Source organism: Streptomyces griseorubiginosus, assembly GCF_017614965.1.
Taxonomy (GTDB): Bacteria; Actinomycetota; Actinomycetes; order Streptomycetales; family Streptomycetaceae; genus Streptomyces; species Streptomyces griseorubiginosus_B.
The window spans coordinates 1-15,946 of the sequence record NZ_WVUG01000203.1; the positions used below are offsets into that span (position 1 = coordinate 1).

The 15,946-nt window shown below is 72.4% G+C and carries 16 protein-coding genes and 1 pseudogene; 10 read left to right on the top strand and 7 right to left on the bottom strand.

Translation table 11 applies throughout. The features are described 5' to 3' along the window. Window positions 1–250: AMP-binding enzyme (locus GRC12_RS29975; protein ID WP_439959910.1), on the top strand; the 250-nt coding region annotated here is incomplete at its 5' end. A 48-nt stretch (window positions 251–298) separates the two neighbouring features. Here GRC12_RS29975 and GRC12_RS29980 read toward each other — a convergent pair. Next, window positions 299–784, bottom strand: a complete 486-nt coding sequence (locus GRC12_RS29980; RefSeq protein ID WP_308286670.1) for a GNAT family N-acetyltransferase — start codon at window positions 782–784, stop codon at window positions 299–301. Next, window positions 781–1,197: a RidA family protein gene (locus GRC12_RS29985; protein WP_208782679.1), complete on the bottom strand. Its 417-nt coding sequence runs from the start codon at window positions 1,195–1,197 to the stop codon at window positions 781–783. Before GRC12_RS29985 ends, GRC12_RS29980 begins: the two co-directional genes overlap by 4 nt. A gap of 152 nt (window positions 1,198–1,349) precedes the next feature. Here GRC12_RS29985 and GRC12_RS29990 point away from each other — a divergent pair. The 3 genes and pseudogenes from GRC12_RS29990 to GRC12_RS30000 form a co-directional block, all read left to right on the top strand. Then, window positions 1,350–1,841: pseudogene (locus GRC12_RS29990) on the top strand (nucleotidyltransferase domain-containing protein); the annotation flags it as partial. Between the two features lie 474 nt (window positions 1,842–2,315). After that, window positions 2,316–4,193: an FUSC family protein gene (locus tag GRC12_RS29995; protein WP_208782689.1), complete on the top strand. Its 1,878-nt coding sequence runs from the start codon at window positions 2,316–2,318 to the stop codon at window positions 4,191–4,193. Between the two features lie 190 nt (window positions 4,194–4,383). After that, window positions 4,384–5,358 carry a hypothetical protein gene (locus tag GRC12_RS30000; protein WP_208782680.1) on the top strand — a complete coding sequence of 325 codons (975 nt, stop codon included), beginning with the start codon at window positions 4,384–4,386 and terminating at the stop codon, window positions 5,356–5,358. Between the two features lie 9 nt (window positions 5,359–5,367). Here the strand turns inward: GRC12_RS30000 and GRC12_RS30005 are convergent, their stop codons facing one another. Continuing rightward, a complete protein-coding gene (locus tag GRC12_RS30005; protein WP_208782681.1) occupies window positions 5,368–6,321 on the bottom strand; it encodes an endonuclease/exonuclease/phosphatase family protein in 954 nt (317 codons plus the stop codon). A 132-nt stretch (window positions 6,322–6,453) separates the two neighbouring features. On the opposite strand from GRC12_RS30005, the gene GRC12_RS30010 reads away from it, so the two are divergent. The 4 genes from GRC12_RS30010 (at window position 6,454) to GRC12_RS30025 (ending at window position 10,130) form a co-directional block, all read left to right on the top strand. Continuing rightward, window positions 6,454–7,806, top strand: a complete 1,353-nt coding sequence (locus GRC12_RS30010; protein ID WP_208782682.1) for an amidohydrolase — start codon at window positions 6,454–6,456, stop codon at window positions 7,804–7,806. An 87-nt stretch (window positions 7,807–7,893) separates the two neighbouring features. Next, window positions 7,894–9,075 carry a cytochrome P450 family protein gene (locus GRC12_RS30015; protein ID WP_208782683.1) on the top strand — a complete coding sequence of 394 codons (1,182 nt, stop codon included), beginning with the start codon at window positions 7,894–7,896 and terminating at the stop codon, window positions 9,073–9,075. A 79-nt stretch (window positions 9,076–9,154) separates the two neighbouring features. Next, complete coding sequence (locus GRC12_RS30020) at window positions 9,155–9,790, top strand: DUF899 domain-containing protein (RefSeq protein ID WP_208782684.1); 636 nt, start codon at window positions 9,155–9,157, stop codon at window positions 9,788–9,790. 154 nt (window positions 9,791–9,944) lie between these two features. Continuing rightward, the gene (locus GRC12_RS30025) at window positions 9,945–10,130 is read left to right on the top strand and encodes a hypothetical protein (RefSeq protein ID WP_207929725.1); all 186 of its coding nucleotides are present in this window, start codon (window positions 9,945–9,947) and stop codon (window positions 10,128–10,130) included. Between the two features lie 6 nt (window positions 10,131–10,136). Here GRC12_RS30025 and GRC12_RS30030 read toward each other — a convergent pair whose 3' ends face one another. From GRC12_RS30030 to GRC12_RS30040, 3 genes are all read right to left on the bottom strand, one after another. Beyond that, the gene (locus tag GRC12_RS30030; RefSeq protein ID WP_439959911.1) at window positions 10,137–12,080 is read right to left on the bottom strand and encodes an ABC transporter ATP-binding protein; all 1,944 of its coding nucleotides are present in this window, start codon (window positions 12,078–12,080) and stop codon (window positions 10,137–10,139) included. Window positions 12,081–12,234: 154 nt separating this feature from the next. Beyond that, entirely contained in the window at window positions 12,235–12,675 is a 441-nt protein-coding gene (locus GRC12_RS30035) for a hypothetical protein (RefSeq protein ID WP_208782685.1), read from the bottom strand. Then, window positions 12,666–13,331 carry an ATP-binding protein gene (locus tag GRC12_RS30040; RefSeq protein ID WP_208782686.1) on the bottom strand — a complete coding sequence of 222 codons (666 nt, stop codon included), beginning with the start codon at window positions 13,329–13,331 and terminating at the stop codon, window positions 12,666–12,668. Before GRC12_RS30040 ends, GRC12_RS30035 begins: the two co-directional genes overlap by 10 nt. A 227-nt stretch (window positions 13,332–13,558) precedes the next feature. On the opposite strand from GRC12_RS30040, the gene GRC12_RS30045 reads away from it, so the two are divergent. Together GRC12_RS30045 and GRC12_RS30050 are read left to right on the top strand one after the other, a co-directional pair. After that, the gene (locus tag GRC12_RS30045; RefSeq protein ID WP_208782687.1) at window positions 13,559–14,419 is read left to right on the top strand and encodes a helix-turn-helix domain-containing protein; all 861 of its coding nucleotides are present in this window, start codon (window positions 13,559–13,561) and stop codon (window positions 14,417–14,419) included. Beyond that, window positions 14,420–14,674: a DUF397 domain-containing protein gene (locus GRC12_RS30050; protein ID WP_058925966.1), complete on the top strand. Its 255-nt coding sequence runs from the start codon at window positions 14,420–14,422 to the stop codon at window positions 14,672–14,674. Between the two features lie 183 nt (window positions 14,675–14,857). Here the strand turns inward: GRC12_RS30050 and GRC12_RS30055 are convergent. Beyond that, a partial coding sequence (locus tag GRC12_RS30055) for an aminotransferase-like domain-containing protein (protein WP_244373967.1) occupies window positions 14,858–15,946 on the bottom strand: 1,089 nt, incomplete at its 5' end.

A 15,946-nucleotide genomic window follows, 5' to 3' on the forward strand; every position in this document is an offset into this window, starting at 1 on the left:
GGAGGAGGTGGCGGCCGAGCTGCGCGCCCATGTCGCCAAGGAGATCGGTCCGATCGCCCGGCCGCGGCAGATCCTGGTGGTCGCCGAACTGCCCAAGACCCGCTCCGGCAAGATCATGCGCCGCCTGCTGCGGGACGTCGCCGAGAAACGGGACCTCGGTGACGTCACGACACTGACGGACTCGACGGTCATGGACGAGATCCGGGAGCGACTGCCCTCGGCCGGCTCGGCGGGAGGTGAGGAGGAGTAGGAGGCTGCACTTCCGGCGGGGGCCGGGTGCGGGGCTGTGCGCCTCGGATCAGGGGCGCCACAGGTACCGGACATCCGGCTCCCGCTCCTCGTTGCCGCCGCCGTCCGTGTACTCGACGGCGACGAAGCCGTGGCGCTCGTAGAACCGGTGGGCGGGCCTGTTGACCTGGAAGGTCCACAGGGTGAGCCCCAGCGGACTGCGCTCCTTGGCGAGCGAGACGAACCGGTCTCCGAGGCCGCGTCCACGCCAGTCGGGGGCGAGATAGAGCTGGGACAGCTCGTCGTCGGCGAGCACCATGACCCCGACGATCCCGTGCCCGTCCTCGGCGTCCGCGACCCAGGTCTCCCGGAAGGGCACCACGACGTCCCGGAAGTGGCCGCGCACCTCGTCGGGGGACCGAGGGCTGACGACGGTCGGCAGCGCGGCGGCGAAGGAGGACAGCCAGACGTCGGCCGCGGCACGGGCGTCCGCGGCGGCGGCGCGCCGCAGGACGACGTCGGCGTCGAGGGGGCGGGATGGTTCGGCGCGGGTCACGGGCGGTCGTCCCCGTCCGGCACGACGGCGGTCGCGGTGATCTCCACGAGTTGCCCGGTGTACCCGAGGCAGGCCACGCCGATCAGTGTCGAGGAGTGCGGCCCCGTACTGAGCCCGGACGCCTCGACGACGTCCCAGACGGCGGACAGTACGGCGGGCTCGGCGGCGACGACGTACACGTCCGTGGCCACGACATGCGCCAGGTCGGACCCGACCGCGCGCAGTTGCTCCGCCAGATTCACCAGCACCTGCCCGGCCTGCCGCACGGGGTCCCCCTCACCGACCAACGTCCCCTCCGCATCGAGCGGCACGGCCCCGGCGAGGAACGCGAGCCGCGTGCCCGCCTCGACGACGGAGGCGTGGGAGTAACGGGGCGGCGGAAAGAGCCCGGGGACGGTGACACGTCGGATCACGGGGGCGACTCCTGGTGTTGAGGTGGGTGGCGAAGAGAACGCGGGTGGCGGTGCGGCGAGGTTGGACGACTCACCGATGGTCCGGTCCGCGGCCGGGCTCCGCATCTGTTTTTTGTTCGACATCCGCATCCCCACCCGCCAGCCTTGCTTTCATGCCCGCCCTCACCGACTCCGCCTTCCTCGACTCCACCGTCGACAGCCTCGCCGCCCTTCCGACGGTCCAGGCCGTCGCCCTGGGCGGTTCCCGCGCCCAGGGGACCCACAGGCCCGACAGCGACTGGGACCTGGCGATCTACTACCGGGGCCCCTTCGACCCCGACGACCTCCGCGCCCTCGGCTGGGAGGGCGAGGTCTCGGAGGTCGGCGGCTGGGGTGGCGGTGTGTTCAACGGTGGCGCGTGGCTGACCGTCGACGGGCGGCGCGTCGACGTCCACTACCGCGATCTCGACGTGGTGGAACACGAGATGGCCGAGGCGGAGGAGGGGGGGCGGTTCCGGGTGGAGCCGCTGCTGTTCCACCTCGCGGGGATTCCGAGCTACCTGGTCGTCGCGGAACTGGCGATCAACCGGGTGCTCCGCGGTGAACTGCGGCGCCCCGCCGCGTATCCCGACAAGCTCCGCGCCTCCGCCGCCGGCCGCTGGCACCCTCCCCGCGGCATCCACGTGCGATGTTCCTGCCGCGGTAGCCCAACCGGCAGAGGCAGACCGCGATCAATCTCAGACTCTCGCTCCAGACTCAGCATTCGCCGTCGATCGCCGGATCGACCGGGCCCAGGCCCCAGGGCGTCGAAATGCCGGTTCAAGTCCGGTCCGCACAGCTCGATGTGCGGTGGTCCAAAGGCAGGACGCGACGACATCACGACTGACCTGGTCCCTCAAGCGTGCCGGTGTGGGCAGTTGGACGGCATCACAGGACCCGGGGGCAGGCTACGCCCTCGGGTCCGCTCGCGTTCACCACGCAATTGCGTTCATAAAGAACGCGGCTCCGGCGCCGACCGTCACCCCTCGGAAACACAATCGTCCCGTTCGTTCCAGCTAGCCGATCTACCGTGGACACCACCCCGCCCCCGGCCACCGTCGCCCGAAGGCGCAACCCGCCCTCGTCCGGACAGGAGCCCTGTGTCCCGTACGTCCGTCGCTCTGCCTCCTTGGCTGGCCCATGCCTTTCGTGCTCAAGGCGGTCCCGTGCCGTGGAGTGCGGTGGCCCGGGGTGCGCTGTCCGCCGGGCCGCTGCTGCTTCTCGCCGTGCTCGCCGACCGCACCCAACTCGGTGTCATCGCCGCGATCGCCGCCATGCTCGCCGGCATCAACGACCGCCCGGGCAGTCGGCGGGTGTCCGTCAAGCGGATCGGTGTGCCCGCGCTCGCGGGCGGCGGCGGGCTGCTCGTCGGCACGTACGGCGGGCAGCACCTCGGTGCCGTCGCCCTGACGCTGCTTCTCACCTGCGTCGGGCTCGTCGCCGGTGGCATCAGTGCCGTCGGCCCCGTCGCCTCCGGTGCCGGGACCCAGCTGCTGGTCGGCTCCGCCATCGGGGCCGGGATGCCGGGGCCCGCGCCCGGGTGGCTCCGGGCCCTCGCCTACCTCGGCGGCGCCGGATGGCTGCTCGCGCTGCGGCTGGCGCTGCCCACGCCCGGCGCCACCGCCGGTGACTTCCGGTTCGACGGGGAGCGGGACGCCGTCGCCGCCGTGTACGACGCCGTCGCGGACCTGCTCGACGCCGTGGGGAGCGCGGAAGCCGTCGCACGGCGGGAGGCGCTCACCGCCGCCCTCGACCACGCGCAGGACGCCCTCTCCGGGCCCCGGCTGCGGCGGTACGCCTCCTCCGCTGCCGAACGGCGACTGCACGCCCAGTACGCCGCCGCGCTGCCGCTCGCCGAGGCGGCGACCGCGCTCGCGTGGGCCGGGGAGGCGGTCGGCGGGCGGACGTCCGAGGGGCCACGACGGCTCGCCGCCGCCGTACGGAAGAACACGCCCACCGGTCCGCTGCCCGCGCCCCACCGGTCCGCTCCCGCGCTGCGCGCACTCGACGACGCCCTGCTGCACGCCGCCGACGCCTTCGACCGGGGGAGCGCCGGTGATCCGCCCACCCGCGGGCGGACCGCCGCGAGTGTGCTGCGGCTCGTCCTCGGGGCCGGTGGGCGGGAGTACGGGCTGCGGGTCGCGATCTGCTTCGGGGCCAGCGCCGCCGTCGCGCAGTATCTGCATCACGCCCGCTGGTACGGGCAGCACTCCCACTGGTACTGGCTCCCGGCCACCGCCGTGTTCCTGGTCAAGCCGGACCTCGGGCCGCTGGTCTCCCGGGTCCTGTGCCGGGCCGCCGGGACCGTGCTCGGCGCGTTGGTCTTCGCCGGGTTCGCCGCCGTGCTGCCCCGGCCGGAGGGGCTGATCCTGCTGGTGGCGGTGAGCGGCGCGCTGATCCCCGTCTCCACCCGGCACTTCGCCGCGCAGACCGCCGTCGTGACCGTGCTCGTCCTCGCCCTCGTCATGGTCGGCGGGGAGCCCCAGGCCTCCCTCAGCCGGATCGGGGAGACGCTGCTGGCCTGCGCGATCGTGCTGGTCGTCGGTCATCTGCCGATGCCGGGGCAGCGGGGCGGGGGAGTACGGTCCCGGCTCGCTGCGGCGGGTGCGGCCGCGCAGGCCTACCTCGGGCACGTGCTGAGCGAGCCCCCGCCGAGCGGGCTCGGCGGGGGCGTGCCCGACGACCGTGCCGTGCGGTGGGCCCTGCGCCGCGAGGCCTACCGGCGGCTCGCCGAGGCCCGTACCGCGATCGCCCTGGCCGCCGCCGAACTTCCGCCGCTCGCCCGGCACTCGGAGGGTGCGGACACCGTCGTCGCCACCCTCGAACGACTCGTGGACGCCACCACCGCCTGCGCCGTCCACCTGGACGACTCCGGTCGGCTCTCACCCCGCGATGTGCGGCAACTGACGTCCCTGCTTGAGGAGTTGAGGCGGCAGCGGAGTGGAGTACGGCTGTCCGGACTGCCCTTGGCCGGGTAGCGCCGGGCACCTCCGCCGCGGGTCGGGGACTCACGGTCGCCGCGAGACTGGGCCACTGGGGCAAGCGGCCCACAGGGCATCGGCCGGTCGGGCGATCTCCCGGCCGGGGCAGCCGGCGGTGCCGCGCGGCGCCGCGCACGCTGCGTCTGGCGCCGCATCCGGTGCCGCCTGCCTCGTACCAGGAGAGACCATGCCCCGATTCCCGCAGCTGGCCGGTGTCGCCACGGCCGCCCTCGCCCTCGGCGCGCTCGCCGCGGCCCCCTCGCCCGGTCCCGGACCGACCCTGTCCCATCCGCGGATCGTCGCCCACTTCGACTTCGCCGCCGGGCAGACCCCCGAGAACATCGCCCTGGAACCCGACGGGTCGGCCGACCTTACCTTCGCCTTCGCCCGGCAGGTCGCCAACGTCACGCGGCACGGCGACACCCGGATCCTCGCCACGCTGCCCGCCGAGGCCCACCCGAACACGCCCATCGTCCAGGCGGCCATCGTGCTCGGCATCGCCCGCGCCCACGACGGCACGCTGTACGTCAACTACGCGACCGGCACCAGCAGGACGGGCATCTGGCGCATCGCCCCCGACGGCAGCCGGCCCGTGCAGATCGCGAGGCTGCCCGAGGACGGGCTGCCCAACGGTCTCGCGCTCGACGAGCGTCGCGGTGTGCTCTACGCCGCCGACTCGGTGCTCGGAACGGTCTGGCGTGTGCCGCAGGAGGGCGGCAGGCCGGTCGCGTGGGCACGCGGGACCGCGCTCGACCCGGTGCCGGGCGGAAGCGGCTTCGGCGTCAACGGCCTCAAGGTCCACCACGACGCCGTATGGGTGTCCAACACCGACCGCGGTTCGCTGCTGCGCATCCCCGTCCGCCCGGACGGCTCGGCGGGCCGGATCGAGACACGGGCGACCGGACTCGACGGCATCGACGACTTCGGCTTCGTCGGACGGCGCGGGGACACCCTCCTCGCCGCGCTGAACACCGACAGCGAGGTAGCCCTGGTCCGGCCCGACGGCAGCCACACCATCGTGCTGACCCGGCGGGAGGGACTGTCCAACCCGACCTCCGTGGCCGTGCGCGACCGGCTGGTCTACGTGCCCAGCGCCGCGTACTTCACCATGAAGGACCCGAACCTGCTGCTGGCCCACCTGAACCAGCACCACGGTCGCTGACCCCGGTCGTCAGCCGACCCGCACCCACACCGGCGCGTGATCCGAACCCGGTTGGCCGCGCCGCCCCGCCGGGTCCGGGCCCACCGACGGCAGGCGCGGGGTGTCCTCGCCGGGCATGCCCGTGCCGGCCGCCGTCACGCGGTGCACCAGACGGTGGCTGACCAGGATGTGGTCGATCAGCTCGCGCCGCCCCGAGTCGATCCGGGAGTAGCGCTGCGCGGCGGGTATCAGCGGTGCCACGTCCCACAGCCGCTCGGCGTCGCCCCGGTCGGGACGGTCGTAACCCGGCGTGCCGATCTCGGAGCCGGGCGGGCCGAGCAGGATCTGCGTGGTCGCGGCCTGCACCTCGTCGTTCATGTCGCCGAGTACGGCCACGTCCCGCTCGCGTCCGTCGCCGGCCAGCAGTTCGTCGGCGAGGGCGCGCAGGGTGGTGGCCTCGGCGGCGCGGCGGTGCAGGGCGTAGGCGCCGTAACGGGCGCGTTCGCCCTCGTCGTGGGGGAAGAAACGATTCCCCGGCGGATAGGACAGCAGTTTCGACTTCAGGTGGGCCACGGCCACCCGCAGCGGACCGGCGTCCGTGGTCACCTCCACGGCCAGGAAACCGCGTCCCGCCGCCGAGACCTCGGTGCCGAAGTCGTCCTCCTGCACGGGACGCAGTTTCGCCGGGAAGGCGTTCGTGTCGGACAGCACCCGCAGCGGCGTACGGCTGACGAAGCCGACCCGGATGCCCCGGTGGTCGGGGTGCTGCGAGAGCTCGGTGTGCCAGTCGCCGCCCACCATGCCGAGCAGGTCCTGAAGCGCCTGTGGATCGCCGACCTCCTGCACGCCGAGCAGCGCCGGGTCGAGGTCGGTGATCACCGCGGCGAGGGCGGCGAGCTTGGTCTCGTAGGCGGCCTTGTCCTTGGGCCCCGAGGGGGTACCGGGCAGGAAGAGATTCTCGAGATTCCAGGTGCCGAAGAGCATGCCGGGCTCCTTTCCAGAGCCGTCGGGCGAGCTTGGGACCAGGGTGCCGGGCCGGGCGTTTCCCGAACACGGCGACGACAGGATGCGCGGTTCGGCTCACGCGGGGCGAGGACCGCGGCATACGTTGGCGGGATGACCGAATCTGCCGCCGACCTCATCATCACCGGATGTACGGTCCTCGTGCACGACGATCAAGAGCGGATCGGGTTCCGGGAGGACGCGGCCGTGGTCGTCCGTGGCGGTGTCGTCGAGGCCGTGACGACGGCCGTGGACGCGGCGGTGCTGGCCGCCGCCGAGCGCATCGACGCGCGCGGACAGGTCGCCATGCCCGGGCTGATCAACTGTCACACGCACGCGCCGATGGTCGCGCTGCGCGGAGCCGCCGAGGACCTGCCGACCGAGGAGTGGTTCAACGACGTCGTCTGGCCGGTCGAGTCCAACCTCACCGAGAAGGACGTGGAGTTGGGGGCGCGGCTCGCCTGCGCGGAGATGATCCGGGCCGGGGTGACCTGCTTCGCCGACCACTACTTCGCCATGGACGCGGTGGCCGCCGTGGTCGAGGAGTGCGGGATGCGGGCGCATCTGGGGGAGGCGTACTTCTCCTCGCAGGGGCCCCAAGGCCGGGAGAGGTCACTGGAGTTCGCGCTGCGGAACCGGGGCGGTGGCGATGGCCGCATCACCACGGCGCTCGCCCCGCACGCCCCCTACACCGTCGACGACGCCGACCTCGCCGCCACCGCGGAACTCGCCCGCGAGCACGGTCTGCCCGTGCACCTGCACGCCGCCGAGAACCGTGACCAGACCGAGGTCAGCCTCCGACGCCACGGCGTCACCCCGATCGAGGTCCTCGAACGCACCGGCATCCTCGACACGGACGTCCTGATCGCGCACGGCACCGGCATCGTGGAGGGCGACCTGCCCGTCCTGGAACGCGCCCGCGGCCGGGTGTCCGTCGCCACCGCGCCCCGTGGCTACCTCAGGTTCGCCTGGCCCACCACCACACCCGTCCGCGCGCTGTACGACCTCGGGATTCCCGTCGGACTCGCCACGGACGGCGCCGCCTCCAACAACTCCCTCGACGTGTGGGAGTCGATGGCCCTGACCGCCCTCGTCCAGAAGTCGTCCACGGGCGACCCGCGCTGGCTGACATCCCGTCAGGCCCTGCACCACGCGACGCTCCAGAGCGCCCGGGCGATCGGTCGGGGCGACGTCCTCGGCACCCTCGCCCCCGGCCGCCGCGCGGACATCGTCCTCGTCGACCTCACCGGGCCGCACACCCAGCCCGTCCACGACCTGGCGGCCACCCTCGTCCACAGCGCCCGCTCCTCGGACGTCCGCACGACGATCGTCGACGGCCGGGTCCTGATGCGGGACCGGGAACTGCTCACCGTCGATGTGCCGCCAGTGGTACGGGAGTTGGGGGAACGGCTGCCGGCACTCCTCGACCGCGGCCACGGCCGCCGCATCCAGGACTACAAGACCTGACATCCGGTCGCGGTTCCGACCAGCGCTGACCGTCTGTCTCGCGCTCGCCCGAAGACGGTGGGGCGAGTGATCTCCTAGGGTGGCCCCATGGACCCCGCCGACGGCCTCCTCGAGCATCCTTACGACGTCTACCGGCGGCTGCGGGAGACCGCGCCCGTGCATCGGATCACCGGGCCCGACGGGACGCCCGCCTGGCTCGTCACCCGGTACGAGGACGCGCGGGCGGCGCTCGCGGACCCCCGGCTGTCGCTGGACAAGCGGCATGCCACGGCGGGGACGTACCAGGGGTTCTCCTTGCCGCCGGCACTCGACGCCAACCTTCTGAACATGGATCCGCCGGACCACACCCGGGTCCGGCGCCTGGTCGGCCGGGCCTTCACCCCGCGTCGGATCGAGCGGCTGCGGGCCCCGATCCGGGAGACCGCGGACCTTCTCCTCGACGCCCTGGGCGCGGAGGGCACCGCCGATCTCGTCGCCGCCTACGCCGCGCCCCTCCCCATCACCGTCATCAGTGACCTGCTCGGCATACCGGAGGGCGCCCGGCGGGACTTCCGGGAGTGGACCGACACCCTCATCGCACCGGACCCCGCGCACCCCGGGGCCGCGAAGGAGGCGGTGGTGGCGATGCTCGGCTTCTTCACCCGGCTGCTCGCCGACAAGCGCGCCGAGCCCGCCGACGACCTGCTGTCCGACCTGATCGCCGTGCGCGAGGAGGGCGACCGGCTCAGCGAGGACGAGTTGATGTCGCTCGCCTTCCTCATCCTCTTCGCCGGGTACGAGAACACGGTCCAGCTCATCGGCAACGCCGTGCTCGCCCTGCTGCAGCACCCGGACCAACTGGCCGCCCTGCGCCGGGACCCCGGTCAAGTCGTCGGCGCCGTCGAGGAGTTCGCCCGGTTCGAGACCCCCGGATCCCTCGCCATCCGGCGCTTCCCCGTCGAGGACGTCACCATCGCCGGCGTCACCGTCCCCGCCGGCGAGACCGTCTGGGTCTCCCTCGCCTCCGCCAACCGCGACCCCGCGCGCTTTCCCGACCCCGACCGCCTCGACCTCGCCCGCGACACCTCCGGCCACCTCGCCCTCGGCCACGGCATCCACTACTGCCTGGGCGCACCCCTGGCCCGCGCCGAGACCGAGATCGCGGTGGCCGCCCTGCTGGAACGGTTCCCGGTACTCGTCCTCGCCGACGGCGAGCTCCGGTGGCGCCGCTCGCTGCGCGCCCGCGGCCTGGTCGCGCTCCCGGTGACGTACGGGCGGAAGAAATCCTGAGAAAAAGTCCGGGGGCGCGATGAGTTCCGCCCTCGCCGTCGGTCACCTCTGGCAACGGACCGTTGCAGCAGGAGGGGCCATGTCGCTTCCGGAGATCGTCTCGCGCGAGCAGTGGCGCGCGGCGCGCGAGGAGTTGCTCGTCAAGGAGGAGGCCGCCATGCGCGCGCGTGACGCCCTCAGCGCCGAGCGACGGCGGCTGCCCATGGTCGAGGTGGACAAGGAGTACGTCTTCGAGGGCGGCGACGGCAAGGCCCTCCTGCCCGACCTGTTCGAGGGGCGGCCGCAGCTGGTCGTATACCACTTCATGTTCGCCCCCGAGTGGGACGTGGGCTGCCCCCGCTGCTCGGCCTTCCTGGACCAGATCGGGCATCTGGCACATCTCAGGGCGCAGGGGACCGCCTTCGCGGCCGTCTCCCGGGCGCCGTTCACGAGGAGCCTGCCGTTCAAGGCGCGGATGGGATGGACGGTGCCCTGGTACTCCTCGTACGGCAGTGACTTCAACCACGACTTCGACGTCACCCTGGAGCGCGAGGGGGAGTGGGTGGAGCGGCCCGGCGTCAGCTGTTTCCTGCGGGACGGCGAGCGGGTCTTCCACACCTACTCCACCTTCGAACGAGGGCTCGACGGGCTCGGCCCGACCGCGACGTTCATGGACCTGACCGCGCTGGGCCGGCAGGAGATCCCCGTTCGTTATCACGATGAGTACGAGGACTGACACAAAAAGTTAACGAGATCGCCGTAAAGTGACCGGATCCTCACACTCCGCGTTGAACTAGTGTCAACTACGTCTCAGTCCAGCAACTGAGCGAGGCTTTCTCGACCGCCAGGGCGTTAACTCCTACAAGTACAACGCTTTCTGGAGGTGCGAGATGGTGAACGGGCGAACAGTGCTCGAACGCTTTCCCGCAGGTGGGCCGCGAGGCTCGTGGCCGGCGGAGGAGTTCGCGCATGCGCGACGACTGGAAGGACTGCCCGCCGAGGTCGTCATGGACCTCGCGACGGACACGTTCCTGGTGATCGTGCGCGGGGACACGGCCGCCGACGCGGTCGCCTGAGAGGCGTCAGCCCGCCTTCGGGGCGGGCACCGGCGCCCTGAACTGTTCCGCCTGGAGCGAGTACAGCTCCGCGTAGATGCCCCCACCGGCCAGCAGTTCCTCCGGGGTGCCGGACTCCGCGAGCCGGCCCTGGTCCAGGACGTGCACCAGGTCCGCGTGGCGGACGGACGCCAGCCGGTGGGTGATGAGGATCACCGTCTGCCCGGCGGAGGCCAGGGCGCGGATCTTCTCGAAGACCTCCAGCTCGGCCCGTGCGTCCAGTGCCGCCGTCGGCTCGTCCACCACCAGGATCCGGCCACGCCGGTAGGCCGCCCGCGCGATCCCGAGCCGCTGCCACTGACCGCCGGACAGCTCGTGCCCGCCGCTGAAGTTGCGGGCGAGCAGGGTGTCCAGGCCGCGCGGCAGATCGGCCACCACCTCCTCGGCCCCGGCCTCGGCGAGCGAGGCCGCCAGGCGTTCCTCGGTCAGCGGCGCGGCGGAGCGGCCGATGGCCACGTTGACCCGTGCCGTGAACGGCCAGCGCTTGAAGTCCTGGGCCACCATCGCGATCCGCTCGGCGAGCTGGTGCCGGTCCGCGGTCGCCGTGTCCACGCCGTCCCACAGGATCCGGCCCGAGTCCGGGGTGTACAGGCCCGCCAGCAGCTTGACCAGGGTCGTCTTGCCGGAGCCGTTCTCCCCGACCAGCGCCACGATGCGGCCGAGGGGCAGGGTCAGGGTGACGTCGTCGAGGGCGGGACGGGCCGACTCACCCGGGTAGCGGAAGGTGACGTTCTCGAAGCGGATCTCCCGGGGGTCCTCCGGCAGCGGGTCGCCGCCGACCGGGATCGCCCGTTCGGCCGCCTCGACGTACAGCTTCTGCATGTCACCGACGAACAAAGCCTCCTCGTGGAGCGAATTGACCGCCAGGACCATGTTGTCCAGGCTCGCCGACCCGGTCCGGATCGCGATCACCGCGGTGCCCGCCACCGACAGCGCCATCGCCCCACCGAGCAGCAGGCCGACGAGCGTCGCGTACGTCGCCACGGTCGCGAGCCCCGTCCAGGCCGCCGCGATCAGCCCGGTGCGCGCCGCCAGCCGGGCCAGCCGGGCCTGCTCGGTCTCCGCGGTCTCCGACATGGCCCGGAAATGGCGCAGCAGGAACGGTCCGACGCCGTGCACCCGGATCTCGGGAGCCGCCGCGGGCTCGGTGAGCAGTCCGCTGATCAGCTGTCCGGCCCGGGCGTGCTGCACCCAGGTGTGCCAGGACTCGTAGTGCCGCCGCGCGTTGGTCAGCGCGCCCCACGCGCTGGGCAGGGTCATCGTCACCAGCAGCGGAAGCAGCGCCGGATGCAGCACGGTCAGCACGCCCGCGGCCGCGATCAGCGAGATCAGCGCGTTGATCGCCCGGGTGGCGTACGAGATCATCCGCCGTGCGGATCCGGCGCCGTACTGCGCGGTGTCCAGCAGCTTGTGGAAGGCGTGGTCCTCGATCGCGGCCAGCTCCACGGCCGCAGCCCGCTCCAGGTAGAGCTCGGTGGCCACCCGTTCCACCTTGGGCTCGAGCCGCCCGGTCGCATACGTCGACGCGGCCCGCAGCAGCGTCCCGACCAGCATGACGGCGGCCATGGCCGTCAGCACCGGTACGGCACCGCGCAGCCGGTCCGCGATCGCCCCGCCGGTGATCAGCCGCCCCAGCACGCTGTTGACGGCGAGCAGGCTCACCGCCTGGGTGGCGCCCCGGCCCGCCTCGGCGGCCAGCACGATCCGCGCCGCCCGGGGGTCGGCTCGCCAGGCCAGCCCGAAGCTGGAGCCGAGCAGGGCCGGCAGCCGCGTCACCATGGCCCGGAAGTTCAGCTCCAGGAACGCGTCCCGGTGCTGGTTCCAGCCCATGTCGTAACGGAGCGGGCCGCCGAAGAGCAGTTGCTCCGACTCGGAGACCCCGACACCGGCCGCCTCACGTTTCTTCCCCACCGCCGGCCTCCCCCGATCCGCCTGGCACGCCGCCGAACGGCCACTATCGCGGGCTCACGGCCCGGCGGGCAGGGCGCAGGAGGAAGAAGGGGAAGCGCGCGGGCGTACGCCACCCGAGCGGCCCGATGTTTACGCAACCACGGTGCCGTCGCGGCTACGCGGTCACGGGACGTGACCAGGTGGGCGTCGTCCCGGTCACCCGGCACACCGCCAGGTACAGGGGGATGGGCGGGGTGTAGGGGAGTGTGCCGTCCGGCTTGTGGATCAGGCCGGGGACCGCCGGGGCGTCCGGAACAACCGCCCCGGCGGCGTACTGGGCGGGGGCTGGCCACTCCAGGGCGTAGTCGGAGTCGGACGGGACGAGCCACCACCAGTGCGCCTCATCGGCGTAGACGCACCCCACGCGTGGCAGCCGGGGCAGCACCAGCGGGCCGAAACGGGCCGGCACCGCCACCGCGTCGCATCCCAGGGGAGCCGTCATCCCGTCCGGTACGGGCAGTCGCCGGGGCGTGCCCGAGGCGTGCTGCCCGCGTTCGAGGCGGACCAGCGTGTCCAGGTTCAGCACCCGGCGGCCGGACGCGGCCCTCAGCCCCATGTGATCCCCGTCCCCTGCGTACCGTGGCGCGCGTCCGGCTCGTCCTCGTCCCCCGAGCCGCCGGCCGGTCCCGGCTTGGGGCGGGCCCCCCAGCCCAGGTCGTTGCAGGGCTCGTGCGCCTCGCGGCTCTGACGTGTGCACGGCCCGCAGTCGTGCCGCGGCTCGTCCGCCTGGCGCGGCAGCTCCGCCCAGACCAGCAGGCCGGGTCCGTGTTCGTGTGCTCCCCATGCGTGACAGAGGGCGTCGATGAGAAGCAACCCCCTCCCGTGCTCCTCCTCGGGCCGAGCCCGCGACGGGTGGGGCGCACCCGGCGCACAGCCCTCGTCACGCACGGCTATCCGCACCAGGTCCGTCCCGTCGTGCAGCTCGCACACGATGTGGCGGCTCGCGGTGTGGACCAGTGCGTTGGTGACCAGCTCGGTGACCACCAGGGCGGCCGTGTCACAGATGTCCTCGCACACCGACCAGCCGTTCAGCCGGGCCTTGGTCAGGTGTCTGGCCTGCGCGGGAGAACCCGGATGCGCGGCCAGCTCGAACCGGAACCGGCGCTCGGCAGCGGCCCCGGCGGGGCCTGCCCCTGCGGCGGCACCGAGGCTGTGGGGGCGGCCTTCGGCGGCGTCTGTTCCTAAGGGCGCGGACGGAATCACGCTTGCCACTATCGCCCCGCCGTGAACACTTGGCAAGTGTCACTCTGAAATTTGCAGAGTGCGGTGTGACGTTGTGGAAGGGCGTGGCACACTGCTCGCAACAGCACGTCGAGCGGCGCCAGTTGAGATCAACGAAGATCGGTACCGAACCGTACAGATCTTCGAATAGGTCTTCGAATGGCGCCGCATGGCTGTCAGCATGCTTTTCGGATCCCGGCGACCAGTGGAGGTGGAGCGTGAGCGAACCACGGTCCGCGCCGACGGTCGGTCAGGTCGTCCTCGGCCGACGCCTGTTGGACCTGCGGGAACGCGCGGGGCTCAAGCGCGAGGAAGCCGCCAAGGTGCTGCGCGTCGCCCCCGCCACGGTCCGCCGTATGGAGATGGCCGAGGTCGCCCTCAAAATCCCCTACCTCCAGCTGCTGCTGAAGTCCTACGGCGTCTCCGACGAGGAGGCGGAGACCTTCGTACAACTGGCCGAGGAGGCCAACCGGCCCGGCTGGTGGCAGCGGTTCCACGACATCCTGCCGGGCTGGTTCTCGATGTACGTCAGCCTGGAGGGCGCGGCCAGCCTCATCCGCTCCTACGACCCGCACTTCCTCCCCGGCCTGCTGCAGACCGAGGACTACGCGCGCGGGGTTCTCAAGTCGGGCGCCATCGGCCAGACCAAGCCCGAGGACATCGAGCGCCATGTCGCGCTGCGCATACAACGCCAGGAACTGCTCACCCGTCCGGACGCGCCCCGATTCTGGGCCGTGTTCGACGAGACCGCGCTGCGCCGCCCCGTCGGCGGCCCGGAGGTGATGCGTGCCCAGATCGACCGACTGCTCGAGGCCACGAAGCTGCCCCATGTGACGCTGCAGGTCGCGCCGTTCCTCAACGGCCCGCACCCCGGAACGTTCGGGCCCTTCGTGCTGTTCCGATTTGCCATGTCAGAACTGCCGGACATGGTCTACAGCGAGTACCTGACCGGCGCCGTCTACCTGGACGCGCGCGCCGAGGTGGCCACCCATCTCGAGGTCATGGACCGCATGGCGGCACAGGCCGCTACGGCACATCGCACGAAGGAGATCCTCCTGGATCTCCGCAAGGAGCTGTGAATGGATCGCATCAAGCCGCGCAAACACGTCTACAACGGCATGCCCGCACGGGAGTTGGGCAGCGAGGGCTGGCACAAGCCCTGGAGCGGCGGCAACGGCGGCAACTGCCTGGAGGCGATGAAGCTCGCCGACGGCCGGATCGCCGTCCGCCAGTCCACCGACCCGGACGGCCCGGCGCTGATCTACACCACCGACGAGATGACGGCGTTCATCGAGGGTGCCAAGGCGGGGGAGGCCGACTTCTTGCTGTCGTGAGCCACTGAACCGACGTGGTGCTGCGTTGTTGGTGCTGACTTGATGGTGCTGAATTGATGGGTGCGTTAATCATGGTTGAGATCGACACAGGCAAGCCGTATCCGACCCGGAGGGGTCGCAATCCCTAGCCAGATCCCCAGCTGATACGACCCAGACGGGTCGCGGGCCCTGGCTTTTCCAGGGTCAGGTGCCGGGCGCGTGCGGTGGCAGCGCCCGGCACAGTGCTTCCAGGGCCGCCGCGTACGCGTGCTCCGGGGGCGTCGCATAGCCCACGACCAGACCGTCCCCGGCGTCCATGTCCGTCTCCGGGTGCCGGAACGCGGCCAGTCCGTCGAGGGCGACGCCCTGCCGGGCGGCGGCCTCGACGGCGGAGCCCTCGGTGCCGGGCGGCAGCCGCAGCACCGCGTGCAGACCCGCCGCGACACCGGTGACGCCGACCCTCGGCGCGTGCTCGGCGAGCGCCGCCACCAGACGGTCCCGGCGGCCGCGGTACCGCTGCCGCATCCGCCGTACGTGACGGTCGTACGCCCCGCTGGAGATGAACTCGGCGAGGCACAACTGGTCGAGGACGCTCGCCCAGGCCTCGCGCTCGCCCTTGGCCGCGAGCACGCCGTCGACGCAGTGCTCCGGGAGCACCATCCAGCCGAGCCGCACGGCCGGTGACAGGCTCTTGCTGACCGAGCCGAGCAGGATCACCCGCTCCGGGTCCAGCCCCTGCACGGCGCCCACGGGCCTGCGGTCGTAGCGGAACTCCCCGTCGTAGTCGTCCTCCAGCACCACACCCCCACGCGCGCGTGCCCAGTCGACCACGGCCGCGCGCCGCTCCGGACGCAGCGGCCCACCGGTCGGGAACTGGTGCGCCGGCGTGAGCAGCACGGCCCGCTCACGCCCCAACCGGTCCACGCGCGCCCCGTCCTCGTCCAGCGGCAGCGGTACGGTCCGAACGCCGGCCGCCGTGAGCAGTTCCCGGTGGAAGGGCAGCCCGTACGCCTCCACGGCGAGCGGTCCGCGCAGCACACGGCCGCCGAAGAGCAGCCGCAGGGCGTGCGCGAACCCGGAGCAGATCACGATCCGCCCCGGCTCGGTCCGCACCCCACGCGCGCGTGCCAGATACTCGGCGAGCGCCTCCCGCAGCTCGATCCGCCCGGCGGGATCTCCCGGCCCGAACGCCTCATTGGGCGCCTGCTGGAGGGCCCGCCGACTGCACGCCAGCCAGGCCGAGCGGGGGAACGACGCGGCGTCGGGGGTGCCCTGACGGAGATCGTGGCGGGG

Coding starts and splice junctions, on each gene's coding strand:
- GRC12_RS30020 (WP_208782684.1), top strand. CDS start 9,155: ATGTCGCTTCCGGAGATCGTCTCGCGCGAGCAGTGGCGCGCGGCGCGC.
- GRC12_RS30015 (WP_208782683.1), top strand. CDS start 7,894: ATGGACCCCGCCGACGGCCTCCTCGAGCATCCTTACGACGTCTACCGG.
- GRC12_RS30025 (WP_207929725.1), top strand. CDS start 9,945: ATGGTGAACGGGCGAACAGTGCTCGAACGCTTTCCCGCAGGTGGGCCG.
- GRC12_RS30010 (WP_208782682.1), top strand. CDS start 6,454: ATGACCGAATCTGCCGCCGACCTCATCATCACCGGATGTACGGTCCTC.
- GRC12_RS30000 (WP_208782680.1), top strand. CDS start 4,384: ATGCCCCGATTCCCGCAGCTGGCCGGTGTCGCCACGGCCGCCCTCGCC.
- GRC12_RS30005 (WP_208782681.1), bottom strand. CDS start 6,321: ATGCTCTTCGGCACCTGGAATCTCGAGAATCTCTTCCTGCCCGGTACC.
- GRC12_RS30035 (WP_208782685.1), bottom strand. CDS start 12,675: ATGGGGCTGAGGGCCGCGTCCGGCCGCCGGGTGCTGAACCTGGACACG.
- GRC12_RS30050 (WP_058925966.1), top strand. CDS start 14,420: ATGGATCGCATCAAGCCGCGCAAACACGTCTACAACGGCATGCCCGCA.